The sequence below is a fragment of the Hoeflea sp. BAL378 genome, from assembly GCF_000759435.1.
In the GTDB taxonomy this organism is placed as follows: Bacteria; Pseudomonadota; Alphaproteobacteria; order Rhizobiales; family Rhizobiaceae; genus Hoeflea.
In genome coordinates, this window is record NZ_JRJG01000097.1 from 15,230 (window position 1) to 32,416 (window position 17,187).

Sequence of the window (17,187 nt, forward strand, 5' to 3'; positions counted from 1 at the left end):
GCCCGCGCGCCGGATGCGGCGTCAGGCGGATTGATCTGGCGTAGCCAAGCCGTCAAACTGGCACTAGAGGCGATCGGGCCAGTTGTGGTTCTTGTCGTCAACAAGGAGGATTGCGCCATGCCTAAAATGACCACCGAGGAAGCTTTCGTCAAAGTTCTGCAGATGCACGGAATCGAGCATGCCTTCGGCATCATCGGCTCCGCGATGATGCCGGTGTCGGATCTCTTCCCCAAGGCCGGGATCACCTTCTGGGATTGCGCCCACGAGACCAATGCCGGGCTGATGTGCGACGGCTATATCCGCACCACCGGCAAGATGGCGATGGCGATCGCCCAGAATGGCCCCGGCGTCACCGGCTTCGTGACCCCGGTCAAGACCGCCTACTGGAACCACACGCCGATGCTGCTGATCACGCCGCAGGCGGCCAACAAGACCATCGGCCAGGGCGGTTTCCAGGAAATGGAGCAGATGCGGCTGTTTGCCGATTGCGTCTGCTACCAGGAAGAGGTCCGCGATCCCTCCCGCATTCCCGAAGTCCTGAACCGCGTCATCATGAAGGCCTGGCGCGGCTCGGCGCCGGCGCAGATGAACATTCCGCGCGACATGTGGACCCAGGTGATCGATGTCGAACTGCCGCAGATGGTGCGCTTCGAGCGCCCCGCCGGCGGCGAGCAGGCAATCGCCAAGGCCGCCGAGCTGCTCTCCAAGGCGAGTTTTCCGGTCATCCTGTCGGGCGCCGGCGTGGTGCTGTCGGGCGCAATCCCCGATCTCGTCAAGCTCGCCGAACGCCTCGATGCGCCGGTTTGCTCGAACTACCAGCACAATGACAGCTTCCCCGGCTCGCACCCGCTCGCCGTCGGCCCGCTCGGCTACAACGGCTCGAAGGCGGCCATGGAGCTGATCGCCAAGGCCGATGTCGTGCTGGCGCTCGGCACAAGGCTCAACCCGTTCTCGACGCTGCCGGGCTACGGCATCGACTACTGGCCCAAGAACGCCGAGGTCATCCAGGTCGACATCAATGCCGACCGCATCGGCCTTACCAAGAAGGTTACCGTCGGCATCGAGGGCGACGCCGCCAAGGTGGCGCGCGCGCTCCTGGCGCAGCTCTCCGAAGGCGCCGGCGACGCCGGCCGCGAGGACCGCCGCAACCTGGTGTCGCTCACCAAGTCGCGCTGGGCGCAGGAACTCTCCTCGCTCGACCACGAGGATGACGATCCGGGCACGGTGTGGAACGAGGAATCGCGCCAACGCGACGCCGACCTGATGTCGCCGCGCCAGGCCTGGCGCGCCATCCAGGCCGGACTGCCCAAGGACGCCATCATTTCGTCCGACATCGGCAACAACTGCGCCATCGGCAATGCCTATCCGACCTTCGAACAGGGCCGCAAATATCTGGCTCCCGGCCTGTTCGGGCCCTGCGGCTACGGTTTCCCGTCGATCCTCGGCGCCAAGATCGGCCAGCCCGACGTTCCGGTGGTGGGCTTTGCCGGCGACGGCGCCTTCGGCATTTCCATGAACGAGATGACCGCCTGCGGCCGCGAGAACTGGCCGGCGATCACCATGGTGATCTTCCGCAACTACCAGTGGGGTGCGGAGAAGCGCAACACCACGCTCTGGTACGACAACAATTTTGTCGGCACCGAGCTCGACCGCGACACGTCCTATGCGAAGATCGCCGAGGCCTGCGGCGCCAGAGGGGTCGTGGTCCGGGACCAGCAGGGCTTGACCGAGGAACTCGCCAAGGCCGTCGAGCGGCAGATGCAGCATGGCGAGACCACCTTCATCGAGGTGCTGCTCAACCAGGAACTGGGCGAACCCTTCCGCCGCGACGCCATGAAGAAGCCGGTGGTCGTTGCCGGCATCAGCCGCGATGACATGCGCCCGCAGCAGGGCGCCGTCTGAGCCAAGGCGCGGGACCGCAGTAAACAGGGCCACGCTTCGGCGTGGCCCTTTTCATGTGCGGCCGAACTCTTCGATCGTGTCGGCGATGATGTCGATCCCGCCCGGGATCCTTGTGCTGTCGATCGAGGAATAGGCGATCCGGAAAAAGCGTCTGCCGTCCTCGGGGTTCTCGAAGAAGAAATGCCCGGGCTCGATCAGCACGCCGCGCTGCTTGAGCGCCTGCGCCAGGTCGCGCGCGTCGATCCCGTCCGGTGTCTGCATCCAGAAGCTCGAGCCGCCCGACACGTCCGATCCGGCGATGTGCAGCCCGCGCCGGTCGATCGCCTCCTGCATCACCTCGCGGCGGCGCCGGTAGGTCTGGCCCATGCGCGCCACCAGCGCGTCGAAATGGCCGAGCGACAGGAAATTCGCGACTGTCCGCTGCAGATGTCCGGGCGGGTGCCGGACGATGACCATGCGCAGCGCGCGCGCCTCGCGGATGAAGGTCTCGGAGCCCACCATGTAGCCAAGCCTCAATCCCGGAAATAGCGATTTCGAGAACGAGCCGACATAGATCACCCGGCCTTCCTCATCGAGCGATTTGAGCGCCGGCGCCGGCGGGTTGAGGAACGACATCTCGAATTCGTAGTCGTCCTCGACGATCAGGAAATCGTCGCGCGACGCCATTCTCAGCAACTCCTGCCGCCGCTCGAGCGGCATCGTCACGCTGGTCGGGCAATGATGGCTGGGCGTGGTGAACACCACGTCGGTCTCCGCCGGCAGCGCATCGAGCCGCATGCCAGCATGGTCGACCGGGACATTGACCACGTTGCAGCGCGCCAGGTTGAGCGCCACCCTCAGCCCCGGATAGCCGGGATTCTCCATCACCGCCGTGCGCCGCTGGTTGAGCAGCACCTGGGCCGCCAGCCACAGCGCGTTCTGCCCGCCCATGGTGATCAGGATCTGCTCGGGCTTGGCCTGGATGCCGCGCCGCGGTAGCGAGTTGAGCGCGATATACTTGACCAGTTCGGGGTCGTCGCGCTCGTAGCTGTCGGCGGTCACGGTCGCGAATTCGCGCTTGCCCAGCGCCTGCAGCGCGCATTGCCGCCAGTTGGAGTGATCGAAGATCCGCTCGTCCGCCTGGCCGTAGATGAAGGGATAGGGGTAGCTGCGCCAGTCCACCGGCTTTTCGACCAGGACTTGGCCCGAGAAGCGCTGGCCGATGGCGCGGTTCCAGTCGACCCGGTCGGCGATCACGCCCTTGGGCGCGTCGAACCGGCTGCGCTGCGGCGCGGTCGGCGAGACGTAATAGCCCGAGCGTCCCTTGGCGACGAGGTAGTCGTCCGACACCAGTTCGCTGTAGGCCAGCGTCACGGTGATGCGGCTGATCGCAAGATGAGCGGCCAGCTTGCGGCTCGACGGCAGCTTCGCCCCGGGAATAAAGCGCCCGGCGAGCACGCCCTCGCTGATCATCCTCTGGATCTTCTGCTGCAGTGTTCCCTCGAACTTCGGATCGAGGAAAAAGGTGTCTATCGGAATCGACATTCGATCGCCCAGCCGGTTTTCGCCAGCATATCGACAGACTTAGCCAGGCGAAAGGGGCAGGCGGACGAATGCCCTGCCCCTCCGGTGCGGGACCCTTCCAAGCCGGGTGGCCGGCCTATCCGAACACCTTCGTCAGCGCCTTGTCGACGCTGTCGGTGATCTGGTCGATGTCATTGGCGGTAGCTATCAGCGCCGGCGAGAAGCACAGCGTGTTGTTGAAGCCGGGCAGCGAGCGGTTGGTGGCGCCGATGATGACACCCTGGGCCATGCAGTCGGCCACCACAGCCTGCACCCTCTTTTCCTCGGCAGGCTCCCGCGACGTCCGGTCGCTCACCAGCTCCGCGCCGATGAACAGGCCCTTGCCGCGCACGTCGCCGATCACGGCGTGCTTGTCCTGCAGCGCGCGAAGATTGTCCATCATCCGCGCCCCCATCGCCTGCGTGTTCTCGATCAGCTTCTCGTCCTCGACGATGCGCATGTTCTCGAGCGCCGCCGCGGGACCGGCGGCGCAGCCGCCGAAGGTCGAGATGTCGCGGAAATAGGACATCGGGTCGGACGGATCGTCCTTGAACATCTCGAACACGGCTTCCGTGGTGACCGTGCAGGAGATCGCGGCATAGCCCGAGGCCACGCCCTTCGCCATGGTGACGAAGTCCGGCTTGACGCCGTAATGCTGGTAGCCGAACCAGGCCCCGGTACGGCCCACGCCGCAGACGACCTCGTCGATATGCAGAAGGATCTGGTACTTGGAGCAGATCTCCTGCACCCGCTCCCAGTAGCCTGCGGGCGGGGTGATGACGCCGCCGCCGGCGGTGATCGGCTCAAGGCAGAGCCCGCCCACCGTGTCGGGACCCTCGCGCAGGATCACCTCCTCGATGGCGTTGGCCGCGGCCAGGCCGTAGCTTTCGGCGTCGGGGAACTGGCTGCGGTATTCCAGGCAATGCGGCACCATCACGAAGCCGGGCGCCAGCGGTCCGTACTGCTCAACCCGCTGCGGCTGCCCGCCGGCCGACAGCGCGGCAAGCGTCGTGCCGTGATAGTCGCGGTCGCGGTAGAGGATCTTGTATTTGCGGCCGCCATGGTGCCGGTGCGAGATCTGGCGGATCATCTTGAAGGCCTTCTCGTTGGCCTCCGATCCGGAATTCGAATAATAGACGCGGCTCATGCCGGGCATCTTCTCGATCAGCTTCTGGGCGAACAGCGCCCCGGGGATCGAGCCCGCGGAGTTGGCGAAATAGTTCATCTTGACCAGTTGGTCGCGCACCGCATTGGCGATGCTTTCGCGTCCGTAGCCGACATTGACCGTCCAGACGCCGCCCGAGACGCCGTCCAGGTGCTCCCTGCCTGTCGCGTCCCAGACCCGCATGCCGCGGCCCTCGACCATGATGCGCGGATCGATGGTCTCGAACGGCTTGTGCTGGATCAGGTGGTGCCAGACATGGGCCCGATCGGCCTCGATGACCGCCTGGATGTCGTTGGGCTGGATGGGCAGGTTCATGAGCGGTCCCTCCCGGGAGAATGAGGATGAGCGGAGCCTTGGCGACTGAACCATCGCCGAAGTTCCTGGCAAGAGAATAGGGCCAGTGGATGCTTAGGCATATGGCCAGAAAATTAGCAAACGAAACCAACGGCCTGTGCACCTCAGACAAAACTGGTACAATGCGGTTTGTCAATGTGGCGCTATGGGTTTGACGGCCAACTTGATCGACTTCAACGCCTTGGCGCGATATAAACATTTTAAAAACTGCCAAGAAGACGGGAACAGTGCCGCAGACAGAAGTCTGTCCGGCGATATAGTGCAATCGAACGGCCCGCGCACCGCTGGCCCGGACAGGGAGCATGACATGAGATCAGCATCAGGAATTTCCGCATTGTTGGCCGGCATCGCAATGGTGGCCACCGCATCGGCCGCCAAGGCCGAAGAAATCACCGTCGCCTACTTCCTCGAATGGCCGATGCCGTTCCAGTACGCCAAGGCCAAGGGCCTTTACGACGAGGCGCTCGGCATGAAGGTGAACTGGAAGTCGTTTGACGCCGGCACGGCCATGTCCGCCGCCATGGCCTCCGGCGACGTCCAGATTTCCGTGAGCCAGGGCGTGCCGCCCTTCGTGGTCGCCACCTCCGCCGGCCAGGACCTGCAGGTTGCAGACATTGCCGTGGTCTACAACGACAACGACAACTGCGTGGTCAAGACGGATCTCGAGATCACCAAGGACAACGCCAAGGAGCTCGAGGGCAAGAAGGTCGCGGTTCCCGTCGGCACCGCGGCGCATTACGGCTTCCTCAAGCAGATGGAGCATTTCGGCGTCGATGTCTCGACCATGGAGATCGTCGATATGGCACCGCCGGACGGCGCGGCAGCCTTTGCCCAGGGCAGCCTCGACATGTTCTGCGGCTGGGGCGGTTCGCTGCGCCGCGCGCAGGAACACGGCAATGTGCTGCTGACCGGCGCCGAGAAGGACGAGATCGGCATCTCCGTCTATGACGTCACCTCGGTCTCGGCTACCTTTGCCGCCGAGAATGCCGAGGTCCTCGCCAAGTTCCTCAAGGTCACCGCCGACATGAACGCCAAATGGCTGACGGATTCGGCGGAAATGCTGCCGGTCATCGCCCAGGACGCCGGCATGAGCGAGGCGGACGCCGCCGACACGTTGAAGGGCTTCCAGTTCCCCACCCTCGAGGAACAACTGTCCGAGAAATGGCTGGGCGGCGCCACGCCGGCCTTCCTCAAGGCCGTCGGTGACTTCTTCAAGGAACAGGGCAATATCCCTGAAGCCCGCGAGACCTATGACGGCGCCGTCAACACCGGCCCGCTCCAGGCTGCATCGCAGATGTAAGCCAGCCCCCGATCAGCGCGCGGCCGGACGGATTTCGCCCGGCCGCGCGTCCGCGGCACACGTGTCCCAATGATTGGAGCAGCCATGGGCAACCTGGTGATCGACGACCTATCCATGCGTTTCGACCTGCCCAATGACGGCTCGGTCCAGGCGCTCAAGAACGTGTCGCTGGAGCTCGCCAAGGGCGAGCTGCTGGCGGTGCTGGGGCCTTCGGGCTGCGGCAAGACCACGCTCCTCAACATCGTCGCCGGATTTCTCGCGCCGACCGACGGCAAGGTCACGCTCAACGGCAAGACCGTCACCGGGCCTGGACCCGAGCGCGGCATGGTGTTCCAGCAGGGGGCGCTGTTCGAATGGATGAACGTGCGCCGCAACATCTCCTTCGGCCCCGACATGGCTGGCCGGCCGTCGTCCGAGACCGGGCCGGTCGTCGAGAACCTTCTGCGCACGGTGGGTCTTCAGGATTTCGGCGACAAGATGATCTACGAACTCTCGGGCGGCATGCAGCAGCGCGTGGCGCTGGCCCGCTGCCTGGCCAATGACCCCGACGTCATCCTGATGGACGAGCCGCTCGGCGCGCTCGACGCGCTGACGCGCGAGAAGATGCAGGGCCTGGTGCTCAAGCTGTGGAAGGAAACCGGCAAGACCATCATCCTCATCACCCATTCGGTCGAGGAGGCGCTGCTCTTGGGCGAACGGCTCCTGGTGATGGCGCCGCGTCCGGGCCGGATCCACAAGGAATACCGTCTCCCCTTCGCCGAGATGGGCGTCGGCCGCGATCTGCGGTCGGTCAAGAAGGAGCGCGAATTCGCCGAGCGCCGGGAGGAGATCCTCGGCATGATCTGGGACATGGAAGAGGAAATCATGGGTCGCCAGGAGGAGCCGGCGTGATCGTTCTCCTGCTTTATGTCGCCATCTTCGCGTTGGCCTTTGTCGCCTACCGGTTCTGGGAGCGCAAAAGGCATCACCTCCATGATTTCGCCAGCCTCAAGACCGTCACCTTCGGCGACGAGAGCGCGGTGTCGCCCAACCGCTTCGCCTCCGTCGTCTCCATCATCGCCCTGTTCGCCATCTGGGGCGCCTTCACCGGCTCTGCGATCACGCCGCTGCATGTGCCCGGCCCCTTCGTCGGCGACTCCAGCTTCGCCTACACCGCCCGCAACGCCGCGGGCGAGACCGACGAGGCCACCGTTTACATGCGGGTCTACCGGGTGGGCGAGGACGTGCCGCTGCCGGAACTGCCGGCCGATCAGGCGGGCTTCGCCATGGACGACGCACTCAAGATTGGCGCCTGGCGCTCGGTTCTCGCCCGCCCCAATGAAAACGACACCGGCGGCGAGGAGGACGGCTACAGCGTGATCGCCATCGACGGCCAGCCGATCGCGCCGGGCGACACCCTCCGCTTCGCCGATGGAGAGATCACCATGACCTCCAAGGGCAGCCTGTCGATCAAGCCCGACAAGGGCTGGCAGATGGAGCCGATCTGGCTTCCCGCGCCCGAGGCCGTGGTGGCGCGCCTGGGCGAGATCGCGTCCGAAGGCTACAAGAACGTCTCGCTGTGGGAGCATCTGGGCTATTCGTTGGGCCGGGTCATCGGCGGCTTTGTTATCGGCAGCATTCTCGGCATCCCGCTGGGCTACGCCATGGGCCTGTCCAACTGGTTCCGCGGCTGGTTCGACCCGATCGTCGAATTCATGCGCCCGGTGCCGCCGCTCGCGCTGATTCCGCTGATCATCATCTGGTTCGGCATCGGCGAGGAGGGCAAGATCATCCTTCTGTTCCTGGCGGCGCTGTGGATCATGACCATCGCCGCGCGCGCCGGCGTGTCGGGCGTGCGGATTTCCAAGGTGCATGCGGCCTATTCGCTGGGCGCCTCGAAATGGCAGATCCTCTGGCACGTGATCGTGCCCAACTCGCTGCCGGAGATCTTCACCGGCGCGCGTGTCGCCATGGGCGTCTGCTGGGGCACCGTGGTCGCCGCCGAACTGGTCGCCGCCGACCGGGGCCTGGGCATGATGATCGTCAACGCGTCCAAGTTCCAGCTCACCGACATCGTCATCCTCGGCATCATCCTGATCGGCATCATCGGCTACGGCATCGATATCCTGATCCGCATGGCCGAGAAATGGCTGGTGCCCTGGAAGGGCCGCGGCTGACGGCGATCATGCCGCAAGACAGAGAAACGCCGCCGCTCCGGTCCGGGGCGACGGCGTGTGTCGTTTGCGAATGAATCCGGTCAGATGTCCAGGTTGGCGACCGAAAGCGCATTCTCCTGGATGAATTCGCGCCGCGGCTCGACCTCGTCGCCCATCAGGCGCGAGAACAGGCTGTCGGCGTCCACCGCGTCGTTGACCCGCACCTGCAGCAGTGAGCGGGCATGCGGATCGAGCGTGGTCTCCCACAACTGCTCGGCGTTCATCTCGCCCAAGCCCTTGTAGCGCTGCAGCGTCAGGCCCTTGCGGCCCACCGCGAACACCGCCTTGAGCAGGTCGCGCGGTCCGGAGATCTGCGTCCCGCCCTCCTTGCGCCGCAGCACCGGCGGCTCGGTGTAGACGTCGCGCAGCTTGGCGTTCATCTGGTCGATCAGCCGCGCATCCTGGCTGCCGATCAGACCGGCGTCGATATGCACCGATTCCTTGACGCCGCGCACAACGCGCTCGAACCGCAAGCCTCCATTGTCCGTCGGCGCGCCGGACCAACCGCGCTCGGATTCCTCAGAGATCATGTCGAGCCGCCGCGCCACTTCCGCGGCCATGGCTTCCGACGTGGCCGCATCGTTGACCCGTTCCGGATCGAGCGCGCCGGCGATCGCCGCCTGCTCGATGACTGAGTGGTCGTAGCGCGAATGCAGGCCTTCCAGCAGCGCCCGCATCCTCAGCGCATCGGTGATGGTGTCCCGGAGATCGGCGCCGATGCGCACTTCGCCGGTGGAGAGTTCCAGCGACGCCTCATCCAGCCCGCTTGTGACCAGATAGTCCTCCATGGCCTTCTCGTCTTTCAGATACTGGCCGGACTTGCCGCGCGACACCTTGTAGAGCGGCGGCTGGGCGATATAGAGATGGCCGCGCTCGATGAGCTGTGGCATCTGCCGAAAGAAGAAGGTCAGAAGCAGGGTCCTGATATGCGCGCCGTCCACGTCGGCGTCGGTCATGATGATGATCTTGTGGTAGCGCAGCTTGTCGGCGTTGAATTCGTCCTTGCCGATGCCGGTGCCGAGCGCGGTGATCAGCGTGCCGATTTCCTGGCTCGACAGCATCTTGTCGAAGCGGGCCCGCTCGACATTGAGGATCTTGCCGCGGAGCGGCAGGATCGCCTGGTTCTCGCGCGAGCGGCCCTGCTTGGCCGATCCGCCTGCCGAATCGCCCTCGACCAGGAACAGTTCAGACTTGGCCGGATCCTTTTCCGAGCAGTCGGCCAGCTTGCCGGGCAGCGAGGAAATGTCGAGCGCGCCCTTGCGCCGGGTCAGTTCGCGCGCCTTGCGGGCGGCCTCGCGGGCGGCGGCCGCCTCGATCACCTTGCCCACCAGCGTCTTGGCTTCGGCGGGGTGCTCCTCGAGCCAGGCGCTGAGCGTCGAGTTGACCAGGTTCTCGACAACCGGACGGACCTCGGAGGAGACCAGCTTGTCCTTGGTCTGCGAGGAGAATTTCGGATCAGGCACCTTGACCGAGAGCACCGCGGTCAGGCCTTCGCGGCAATCGTCGCCGGTGAGCGTGACCTTCTCTTTCTTGGTCATGCCAGAGGTATCGGCATAGGACACCATCTGCCGGGTCAGCGCCGCGCGGAAGCCGGCCATGTGGGTGCCGCCGTCGCGCTGCGGAATGTTGTTGGTGAAGCACAGCACGTTCTCGTGGTAGCTGTCGTTCCACCACATGGCGAGTTCGACGGTGATGCCGTCCTTTTCGCCAAGCAGCGTCACCGGATCGACCACCAGCGGCTTCTTCGACCGGTCGAGATAGCGCACGAAGGCCTCCAGCCCGCCGTCATAGAACAGCTCCAGCTCCTTGACGTCGGAATGGCGCTTGTCGGCGAGCAGGATGCGGACGCCGGAATTGAGGAACGCCAGTTCCCGCAAGCGATGCTCGAGCGTGCCGAAGTCGAAATCGATCATCGTGAAGGTTTCGGAGCTCGGCATGAAGGTCACTTCGGTGCCGGTCTCGTCGCCGCAATCGCCAAGCACCCGAAGCGGCGCATCGGCCACGCCATGGGTGAAGCGGATCTCGTGGATCTTGCCCTTGCGCCGGACCACCAGCTTGAGCCAGACCGACAGCGCGTTGACCACCGAGACGCCGACGCCGTGCAGGCCGCCGGACACCTTGTAGGAGTTCTGGTCGAACTTGCCGCCGGCATGAAGCTGCGTCATGATCACTTCGGCCGCCGAAATGCCCTCGCCCTGGTGAATATCGGTGGGAATGCCGCGGCCGTTGTCGGTGACCGTCACCGATCCGTCCGCATTCAGCGTCACCGTGACGCGGTCCGCGTAGCCGCCGAGCGCCTCGTCGATGGCGTTGTCGACCACTTCGTAGACCATGTGATGCAGGCCGGAGCCGTCATCGGTGTCGCCGATATACATGCCCGGCCGCTTGCGCACGGCATCCAGGCCCTTGAGAACCTTGATCGATTCGGCGCCATATTCGGCCTCCACGGTCGGGATTGTCTCGGGCGTATCGTTCATCATGCAGGTCTTTCGATCCAGAGCGGCGGTGCCGGGCGGAAAAGATGGGAAATGCGGCAACGAATCACCGCGTCGTCGAACTTCCAGTATAGGCGGGCGGGTGGTGAAAACCAAATCCGCGCCGCCATGGAATTGTGGGTTTTGGAATGCATATATGGGGATGGGCCGGCGTGAACCCAAACTCCCGATACCCCGGGCGCGCGCCGCGGGTCCGGGGCGACACGTCGCCTGTCAGGCCCGGCAAGGCCGGAACCACAGAGGAAGAGTTCATGTCCGTCATCGCCCATCCCTTCGTGCCGCCGGCGCCGGTGCCGCGCACGACGCCACCCTCGCGCTTCGAGATCATCCGCACCGTCATGCGCAATCCGCTCGAGCTCTGGGGCGAGCCGTCCTTCCGGCTGGAATGGATGAAGACCAAGTTCTTCAACGAGCGCACGCTGATCGCCAACCACCCCGGTCTGGTGCGCCACGTCCTGGTCGACAATGCGAAGAACTACCGCATGGCGACGATCCGGCAGCTCATTCTGAGGCCGATCCTGCGTGACGGCCTGCTCACCGCCGAGGGCGAGACCTGGCGGCGCTCGCGAAAGGCGATGGCGCCGGTGTTCACCCCGCGCCACGCCCAGGGCTTCGCCGCACAGATGCTGGAGCAGTCGCGCGCCTTCACCCCGCGCTACGAGGCCGCGGCCAGGACCGGCGCGGTCCGCGACATCGCCATCGACATGACCGAGCTCACCTTCGACATTCTCGCCGCCACCCTGTTCTCGGGCCAGGTCGCCGGAACCGAGGCGGAATTCGCCGGCGACATCGAGAAGCTCTTGTCGACCATGGGCCGGGTGGATCCGATGGACCTGCTCAAGGCGCCGTCCTGGGTGCCGCGCATCCGCCGGATGTTCGGCAAGGGCGTGCTGGCCAAGTTCAGGAACATCGTCAAGCAGACCATGGCCGACCGCGAGCATCTGATGCGCACCGACCCGGACGCCGCGCCCGAGGATTTCCTCACCCTGCTGATCCGTCTCCAGGGCCCCGACGGGCTCACCATCGACGAGATCGAGGACAACATCATCACCTTCATCGGCGCCGGCCACGAGACCACGGCCCGCGCGCTCGGCTGGACGCTCTATTGCCTGGCGAATTCGCCCACCGACCGGGCGATGGTGGAGGCCGAGATCGATGCGGTGCTTGCAAGAGAGCCCGATCCGGTCAAGTGGCTCGACCTGATGCCGTGGACGCGGGCGGCCTTCGAGGAGGCGATGCGGCTCTATCCGCCGGCGCCGTCGATCAACCGCGCTGCCATCGCGGACGACCGCTGGGACAACGGCAAGGGCGAGACCGTGACCATCGAGGCGGGCACCACGGTGCTGGTGATGCCCTGGACGCTGCACCGCCACACCAAGCTGTGGGACCGGCCAGGCGCCTTCATCCCCTCGCGCTTCCTGCCCGAGAACCGCGGCAGCATCGACCGCTTCCAGTATCTCCCCTTCGGCGTCGGGCCGCGCATCTGCATCGGCGCCACCTTCGCGCTGCAGGAGGCCGTGATCGCGCTCGGCGTGCTTCTCTCCGAATACCGGTTCGACTGCGTGGCCGAGACCAAGCCCTGGCCGGTGCAGAAGCTCACCACCCAGCCCGAAGGCGGCCTGCCGATGCGGGTGAGCCGCCGGTAGCGGCGGGTCTTCCCTGGCGCGCGCGGCAGGGACGCTGTCCCCGCCCGGCGGCGAAGATGGTGGCGTCCCCGCCAAATCCGCCTTATGAGGCTTTCAGGCTCCGGGACGGCCCGGAGCGCTTGATGGGACCCGTGGCCATGACATCTCCTCTCTTTCTCGGCATCGACACCGGCGGCACCTACACCGATGCCGTGCTCTACAGCGAAAGCGAGGGCGTCATCGCCTCGGCCAAGGCGCTGACCACCCGGCACGATCTCGCCGTCGGCGTGTCCGGCGCGGTGGAAACGGTGCTGTCGGAGATCGGCGGCGCCACCGCGCGCATCCGGCTGGTGTCGCTGTCGACGACGCTCGCCACCAATGCGCTGGTCGAGGGGCAGGGCGGCCGCGCCGGCCTGGTGATGATCGGCTTTTCCCCCGAGGATCTCAAGCGCGACGGCCTGGCCGAAGCGCTCGGCAGCGATCCGGTGATCTATCTGCCGGGCGGCCATGACGTGCACGGCCGCGAAACCCCGCTCGATCTGTCGGCGCTGGAAGACCGTCTTGATGCCTTGAAGAAGGACGTGGCGGCGGTGGCGGTCGCCGGTTATTTCGCCGTGCGCAATCCGGCGCACGAGATCGCCGCGCGCGACCTGATCCGCAGGAGAACATCGCTGCCGGTGACCTGCAGCCATGATCTGTCGTCCCGGCTCGGCGGCCCGCGCCGGGCGCTGACCACGCTTCTGAACGCAAGGCTGATCTCCATGGTCGCCCGGCTGATCGACGCCACCAGCGGCTATCTGACCCGCCGCGGCATCCACGCGCCGCTGATGGTGGTGCGCGGCGACGGTGCGCTGATTTCTTCGGACGAGGCGCTGCTGAGGCCGATCGAGACCATCCTGTCGGGTCCGGCGGCAAGCCTGGTCGGCGCCCGCCACCTCACCGGTCTCGACAATGCCGTGGTTTCCGACATCGGCGGCACCACCACCGACATCGCCGTGCTCGACGGCGGCCATCCCCGGCTCGACGCCGAGGGCGCCACAGTCGGCCGCTACCGCACCATGGTCGAGGCGGTGGCGATGCACACCTTCGGCTTGGGCGGCGATTCTGAGCTGCGGCTCGACGAGGCGGGTCTCGATTCAGGCATGGTTCTTGGCCCGCGCCGGTTGATGCCCTTGAGCCTCGCCGCGCATCTCTGGCCCGACGCGATCCTGCCGGTGCTCGAGCGGCAGTTGCGGGCCTCGTTTCCGGGCCGCCAGGACGGCCGCTTCGCCGTGCGCACGGGCCTGCCTGACGCGATGGCGACCGGCCTCGCGCCCCAGGAGGCGGCGCTCTACGAAAAGCTTGCGCTCGAGCCGCAGCCGCTCGACGTGGTGCTGGCGAGCACCGCGCAGCGGGCGACGCTCGACCGGCTGGTGAGCCGCGGGCTGGTGCTGATCGCCGGCTTCACACCGTCCGACGCCATGCATGTGCTGGGCCGCCAGGACCAGTGGAACCGGGAGGCGGCGCGGCTGGGCGCGGAAATCTTCGCCCGCCGCAAGTCCGGCTCCGGCCGTGCCCTGGCCGAAACGCCGGAGATGCTCGCCGAGCTGGTATCAGCGCGGTTGACCCGGCAGAGCGCGGAAGCCGTGCTGACCGCGCTGATGGCCGACCAGGGCATCGCCGGCATCGATGCGAACAAATCCGCCTTCATCGACCGGGCATTGAGCCGCACGCCGGGCTTCGTCCGGTTCAGCGTCGGGCTCGACCGGCCGCTGGTGGCGCTCGGCGCCTCCGCGCCGGTGCACTATCCGGCGATCGCCGCCATGCTCGATGTCGACAGCTATGTGCCGGTCCACGCCGGCGTCGCCAATGCGGTGGGCGCGGTGGTGGGCCAGGTCCGCGAGACGGCGACGGTCTTCGTCACCGAACCGGACGAAGGCCGCTATGCGGTCAATGGCTGCGGCCAGAGCCACATGGTCAAGGACCGCGACGAGGCCTTCGAGCGCGCGCGCACAATCTGCGTCACTGAAGCCCGCGCCGCGGCTCTGCGCAGCGGCGCCGACAGCCCCGTGATCGATCTGCAGGAACACATCGACATGCCGCTGATCGAGGGCCTGGAAAAGCTGGTCGAGGCCCGCTTCACCGCCCAGGCCTCCGGCCGCCCGCGCATCGCCGCCCGCTGACTTGTTCCCACACGGAACAAATCATTTGCACTATCGATGAATTGACAGGCAATCGCCCGCGCGGCAGGGTCCGCCATCTCCGCCGGACAGTTGCTCCGGCCCGGAACCATTTCGGCCAGGGTGGGTTCCCCGTGGACCCTTAGGCGCCGCGCGGAGATCGGAAGGCAAAGCGTGTCTGCGCCGCCCCGAAAGCGAACCGCCCTGTGAGGAGACCAGTTGTGCAGAGAATTGAAAAGAACGGCCTCAGGATCAGCGCCGACCTTCATGACTTCCTCGTCGAGGAAGCGCTGCCCGGAGCCGGCATCGAGGCCGACGCCTTTTTCGCCGCCCTCGGCGCGGCCGTCGAGGACCTGGCCCCGCGGAACCGGGCGCTGCTCGAAAAGCGCGACCAGCTTCAGGAAAAGATCGACCAGTGGCACCGCGACAACGGCGCCCCGCACGATATCGACGTCTACAAGGATTTCCTCAAGTCGATCGGCTATTTGCTGCCCGAGGGCGGCCCGGTGCAGGTGTCGACCGAGAATGTCGACCCGGAGATCGCATCGGTCGCCGGCCCGCAACTGGTGGTGCCGGTGATGAACGCGCGTTTCGCGCTCAACGCCGCCAATGCCCGCTGGGGTTCGCTCTATGACGCGCTCTACGGCACCGATGCGCTGGGCGACCTGCCCAAGCCCGGCGGCTACGACGCCGAGCGCGGCGCCCGCGTCATCGCCTGGGCGAAATCCTTCCTCGACGACAGCGTCCCGCTGGCCAACGGCAAATGGGCCGACGTCACCGGCTTCGATTTCGAGAACGGCGAGTTGAAGCTCAGCACCGCCAAGGGCGAGACCGAGCTGGCCGATCCTGCGCAGTACACCGGCTTCAAGCGCGAGAGCGACCGTGCCTATTGGCTCTTCTTCGTGAAGAACGGGCTCCATAGCCGCGTCTTCGTCAATCCCGACAACGTGATCGGCAAGACCGACCCGGCGGGCATCGACGATATCGCGCTCGAATCCGCCGTCACCACGATCATGGATTGCGAGGATTCGATCGCCGCCGTCGACGCCGAGGACAAGACGCTGGTCTACCGCAACTGGCTCGGCCTGATGAAGGGGGATCTCCAGGAAGAAGTCCACAAGGGCGGCAAGAGCTTCATCCGCAGGCTCGCCGACGACATCGAGTACACCACGCCCGAGGGCAAGCCGGCGAAGCTCAAGGGCCGCTCGCTGATGCTGGTGCGCAATGTCGGCCACTTGATGACCAATCCGGCGATCCTCGACAGCGAGGGCAACGAGATCCCGGAAGGCCTGATGGACGCCTTCGTCACCGGCCTGATCGCCCTGCACGACATCGGCCCCGAAGGCCGCCGCGCCAACTCGGCCGCAGGCTCCATGTATGTGGTCAAGCCGAAGATGCACGGACCCGAGGAAGTGGCCTTCGCCGTGGAGATCTTCTCCCGCGTCGAAGATGCGCTCGGCATGACGCGCAACACCATCAAGATGGGCATCATGGACGAGGAGCGGCGCACCACCGTCAATCTCAAGGAGTGCATCCGCGCAGCTAGCAGCCGTGTGGTGTTCATCAACACCGGCTTCCTCGACCGCACCGGCGACGAGATCCACACCTCGATGGAAGCCGGGCCGATGATCCGCAAGGGCGACATGAAGCAGGCCGCCTGGATCTCCGCCTACGAGAACTGGAACGTCGATGTCGGGCTCGAATGCGGCCTCGCCGGCCACGCCCAGATCGGCAAGGGCATGTGGGCCATGCCCGACCTGATGGCGGCGATGCTGGAGCAGAAGATCGGCCATCCGAAGGCCGGCGCCAATTGCGCCTGGGTGCCCTCGCCGACGGCCGCCACGCTGCACGCCACGCATTACCACAAGGTGAACGTCGCCGAGGTCCAGGCCGGCCTCAAGTCGCGCGGCCGGGCCAGGCTCGACGACATCCTGTCGATCCCGGTGGCCAAGAACCCGAACTGGACTCCCGAGGAGATCCAGCGCGAGATCGACAACAACGCGCAAGGCATCCTCGGCTATGTGGTCCGCTGGGTCGACCAGGGCGTCGGCTGCTCCAAGGTTCCCGACATCAACGATGTGGCGCTGATGGAAGACCGCGCGACGCTCAGGATCTCGGCCCAGCACATGGCCAACTGGCTGCATCATGGCGTCGTGACGAAGGAGCAGATCATCGAGACCATGAAGCGGATGGCCAAGGTGGTCGACGGCCAGAATGCCGGCGACCCCGCCTATCGCCCGATGGCGCCCGATTACGACAGCTCGATCGCCTTCCAGGCCGCGGTGGAGCTGGTGCTCGAAGGCCGCGCCCAGCCCAACGGCTACACCGAGCCGGTGCTGCACCGCCGCCGTCTCGAGCTCAAGGCCGCCTCGGCCTGAGCAGTGTCGCGCTGGCAGTCCGGCGAAGACTGGAACGAAAAAACCCGCCCGGATCGCTCCGGGCGGGTTTTT

At 65.9% G+C, this 17,187-nt stretch carries 10 protein-coding genes; 7 read left to right on the forward strand and 3 right to left on the reverse strand.

What is annotated here, in order from left to right; translation table 11 throughout:
• The first annotated feature begins 117 nt into the window (after positions 1-117).
• Complete coding sequence (xsc, locus tag LL06_RS18825; protein ID WP_152599677.1) at positions 118-1,902, forward strand: sulfoacetaldehyde acetyltransferase; 1,785 nt, start codon at positions 118-120, stop codon at positions 1,900-1,902.
• 51 nt (positions 1,903-1,953) lie between these two features.
• Here the strand turns inward: xsc and LL06_RS18830 are convergent, their stop codons facing one another.
• The gene (locus tag LL06_RS18830) at positions 1,954-3,426 is read right to left on the reverse strand and encodes a PLP-dependent aminotransferase family protein (protein WP_035530377.1); all 1,473 of its coding nucleotides are present in this window, start codon (positions 3,424-3,426) and stop codon (positions 1,954-1,956) included.
• Positions 3,427-3,541: 115 nt separating this feature from the next.
• Complete coding sequence (locus LL06_RS18835; RefSeq protein ID WP_035530380.1) at positions 3,542-4,924, reverse strand: aminotransferase class III-fold pyridoxal phosphate-dependent enzyme; 1,383 nt, start codon at positions 4,922-4,924, stop codon at positions 3,542-3,544.
• 376 nt (positions 4,925-5,300) lie between these two features.
• On the opposite strand from LL06_RS18835, the gene LL06_RS18840 reads away from it, so the two are divergent.
• The 3 genes from LL06_RS18840 to LL06_RS18850 all read left to right on the forward strand — a co-directional run bounded on the left by LL06_RS18840 (position 5,301) and on the right by LL06_RS18850 (position 8,419).
• Positions 5,301-6,263, forward strand: a complete 963-nt coding sequence (locus tag LL06_RS18840) for an ABC transporter substrate-binding protein (RefSeq protein WP_244447182.1) — start codon at positions 5,301-5,303, stop codon at positions 6,261-6,263.
• An 84-nt stretch (positions 6,264-6,347) separates the two neighbouring features.
• Positions 6,348-7,154: an ABC transporter ATP-binding protein gene (locus tag LL06_RS18845; RefSeq protein WP_035530384.1), complete on the forward strand. Its 807-nt coding sequence runs from the start codon at positions 6,348-6,350 to the stop codon at positions 7,152-7,154.
• Positions 7,151-8,419, forward strand: a complete 1,269-nt coding sequence (locus LL06_RS18850) for an ABC transporter permease subunit (RefSeq protein ID WP_035530387.1) — start codon at positions 7,151-7,153, stop codon at positions 8,417-8,419. The genes LL06_RS18845 and LL06_RS18850 overlap by 4 nt, the downstream gene beginning before the upstream one ends.
• A gap of 80 nt (positions 8,420-8,499) precedes the next feature.
• Here the strand turns inward: LL06_RS18850 and gyrB are convergent, their stop codons facing one another.
• A complete protein-coding gene (gene gyrB, locus LL06_RS18855; RefSeq protein WP_035530398.1) occupies positions 8,500-10,935 on the reverse strand; it encodes a DNA topoisomerase (ATP-hydrolyzing) subunit B in 2,436 nt (811 codons plus the stop codon).
• 269 nt (positions 10,936-11,204) lie between these two features.
• Here gyrB and LL06_RS18860 point away from each other — a divergent pair, with 269 nt between their 5' ends.
• From LL06_RS18860 to LL06_RS18870, 3 genes are all read left to right on the forward strand, one after another.
• On the forward strand, positions 11,205-12,599 hold the full coding sequence (locus LL06_RS18860) for a cytochrome P450 (protein ID WP_035530390.1): 1,395 nt from the start codon (positions 11,205-11,207) through the stop codon (positions 12,597-12,599).
• A 137-nt stretch (positions 12,600-12,736) separates the two neighbouring features.
• Entirely contained in the window at positions 12,737-14,740 is a 2,004-nt protein-coding gene (locus tag LL06_RS18865; RefSeq protein ID WP_035530401.1) for a hydantoinase/oxoprolinase family protein, read from the forward strand.
• Positions 14,741-14,958: 218 nt separating this feature from the next.
• Positions 14,959-17,115 carry a malate synthase G gene (locus LL06_RS18870; protein WP_035530392.1) on the forward strand — a complete coding sequence of 719 codons (2,157 nt, stop codon included), beginning with the start codon at positions 14,959-14,961 and terminating at the stop codon, positions 17,113-17,115.
• The last annotated feature ends 72 nt before the right edge of the window (positions 17,116-17,187 follow it).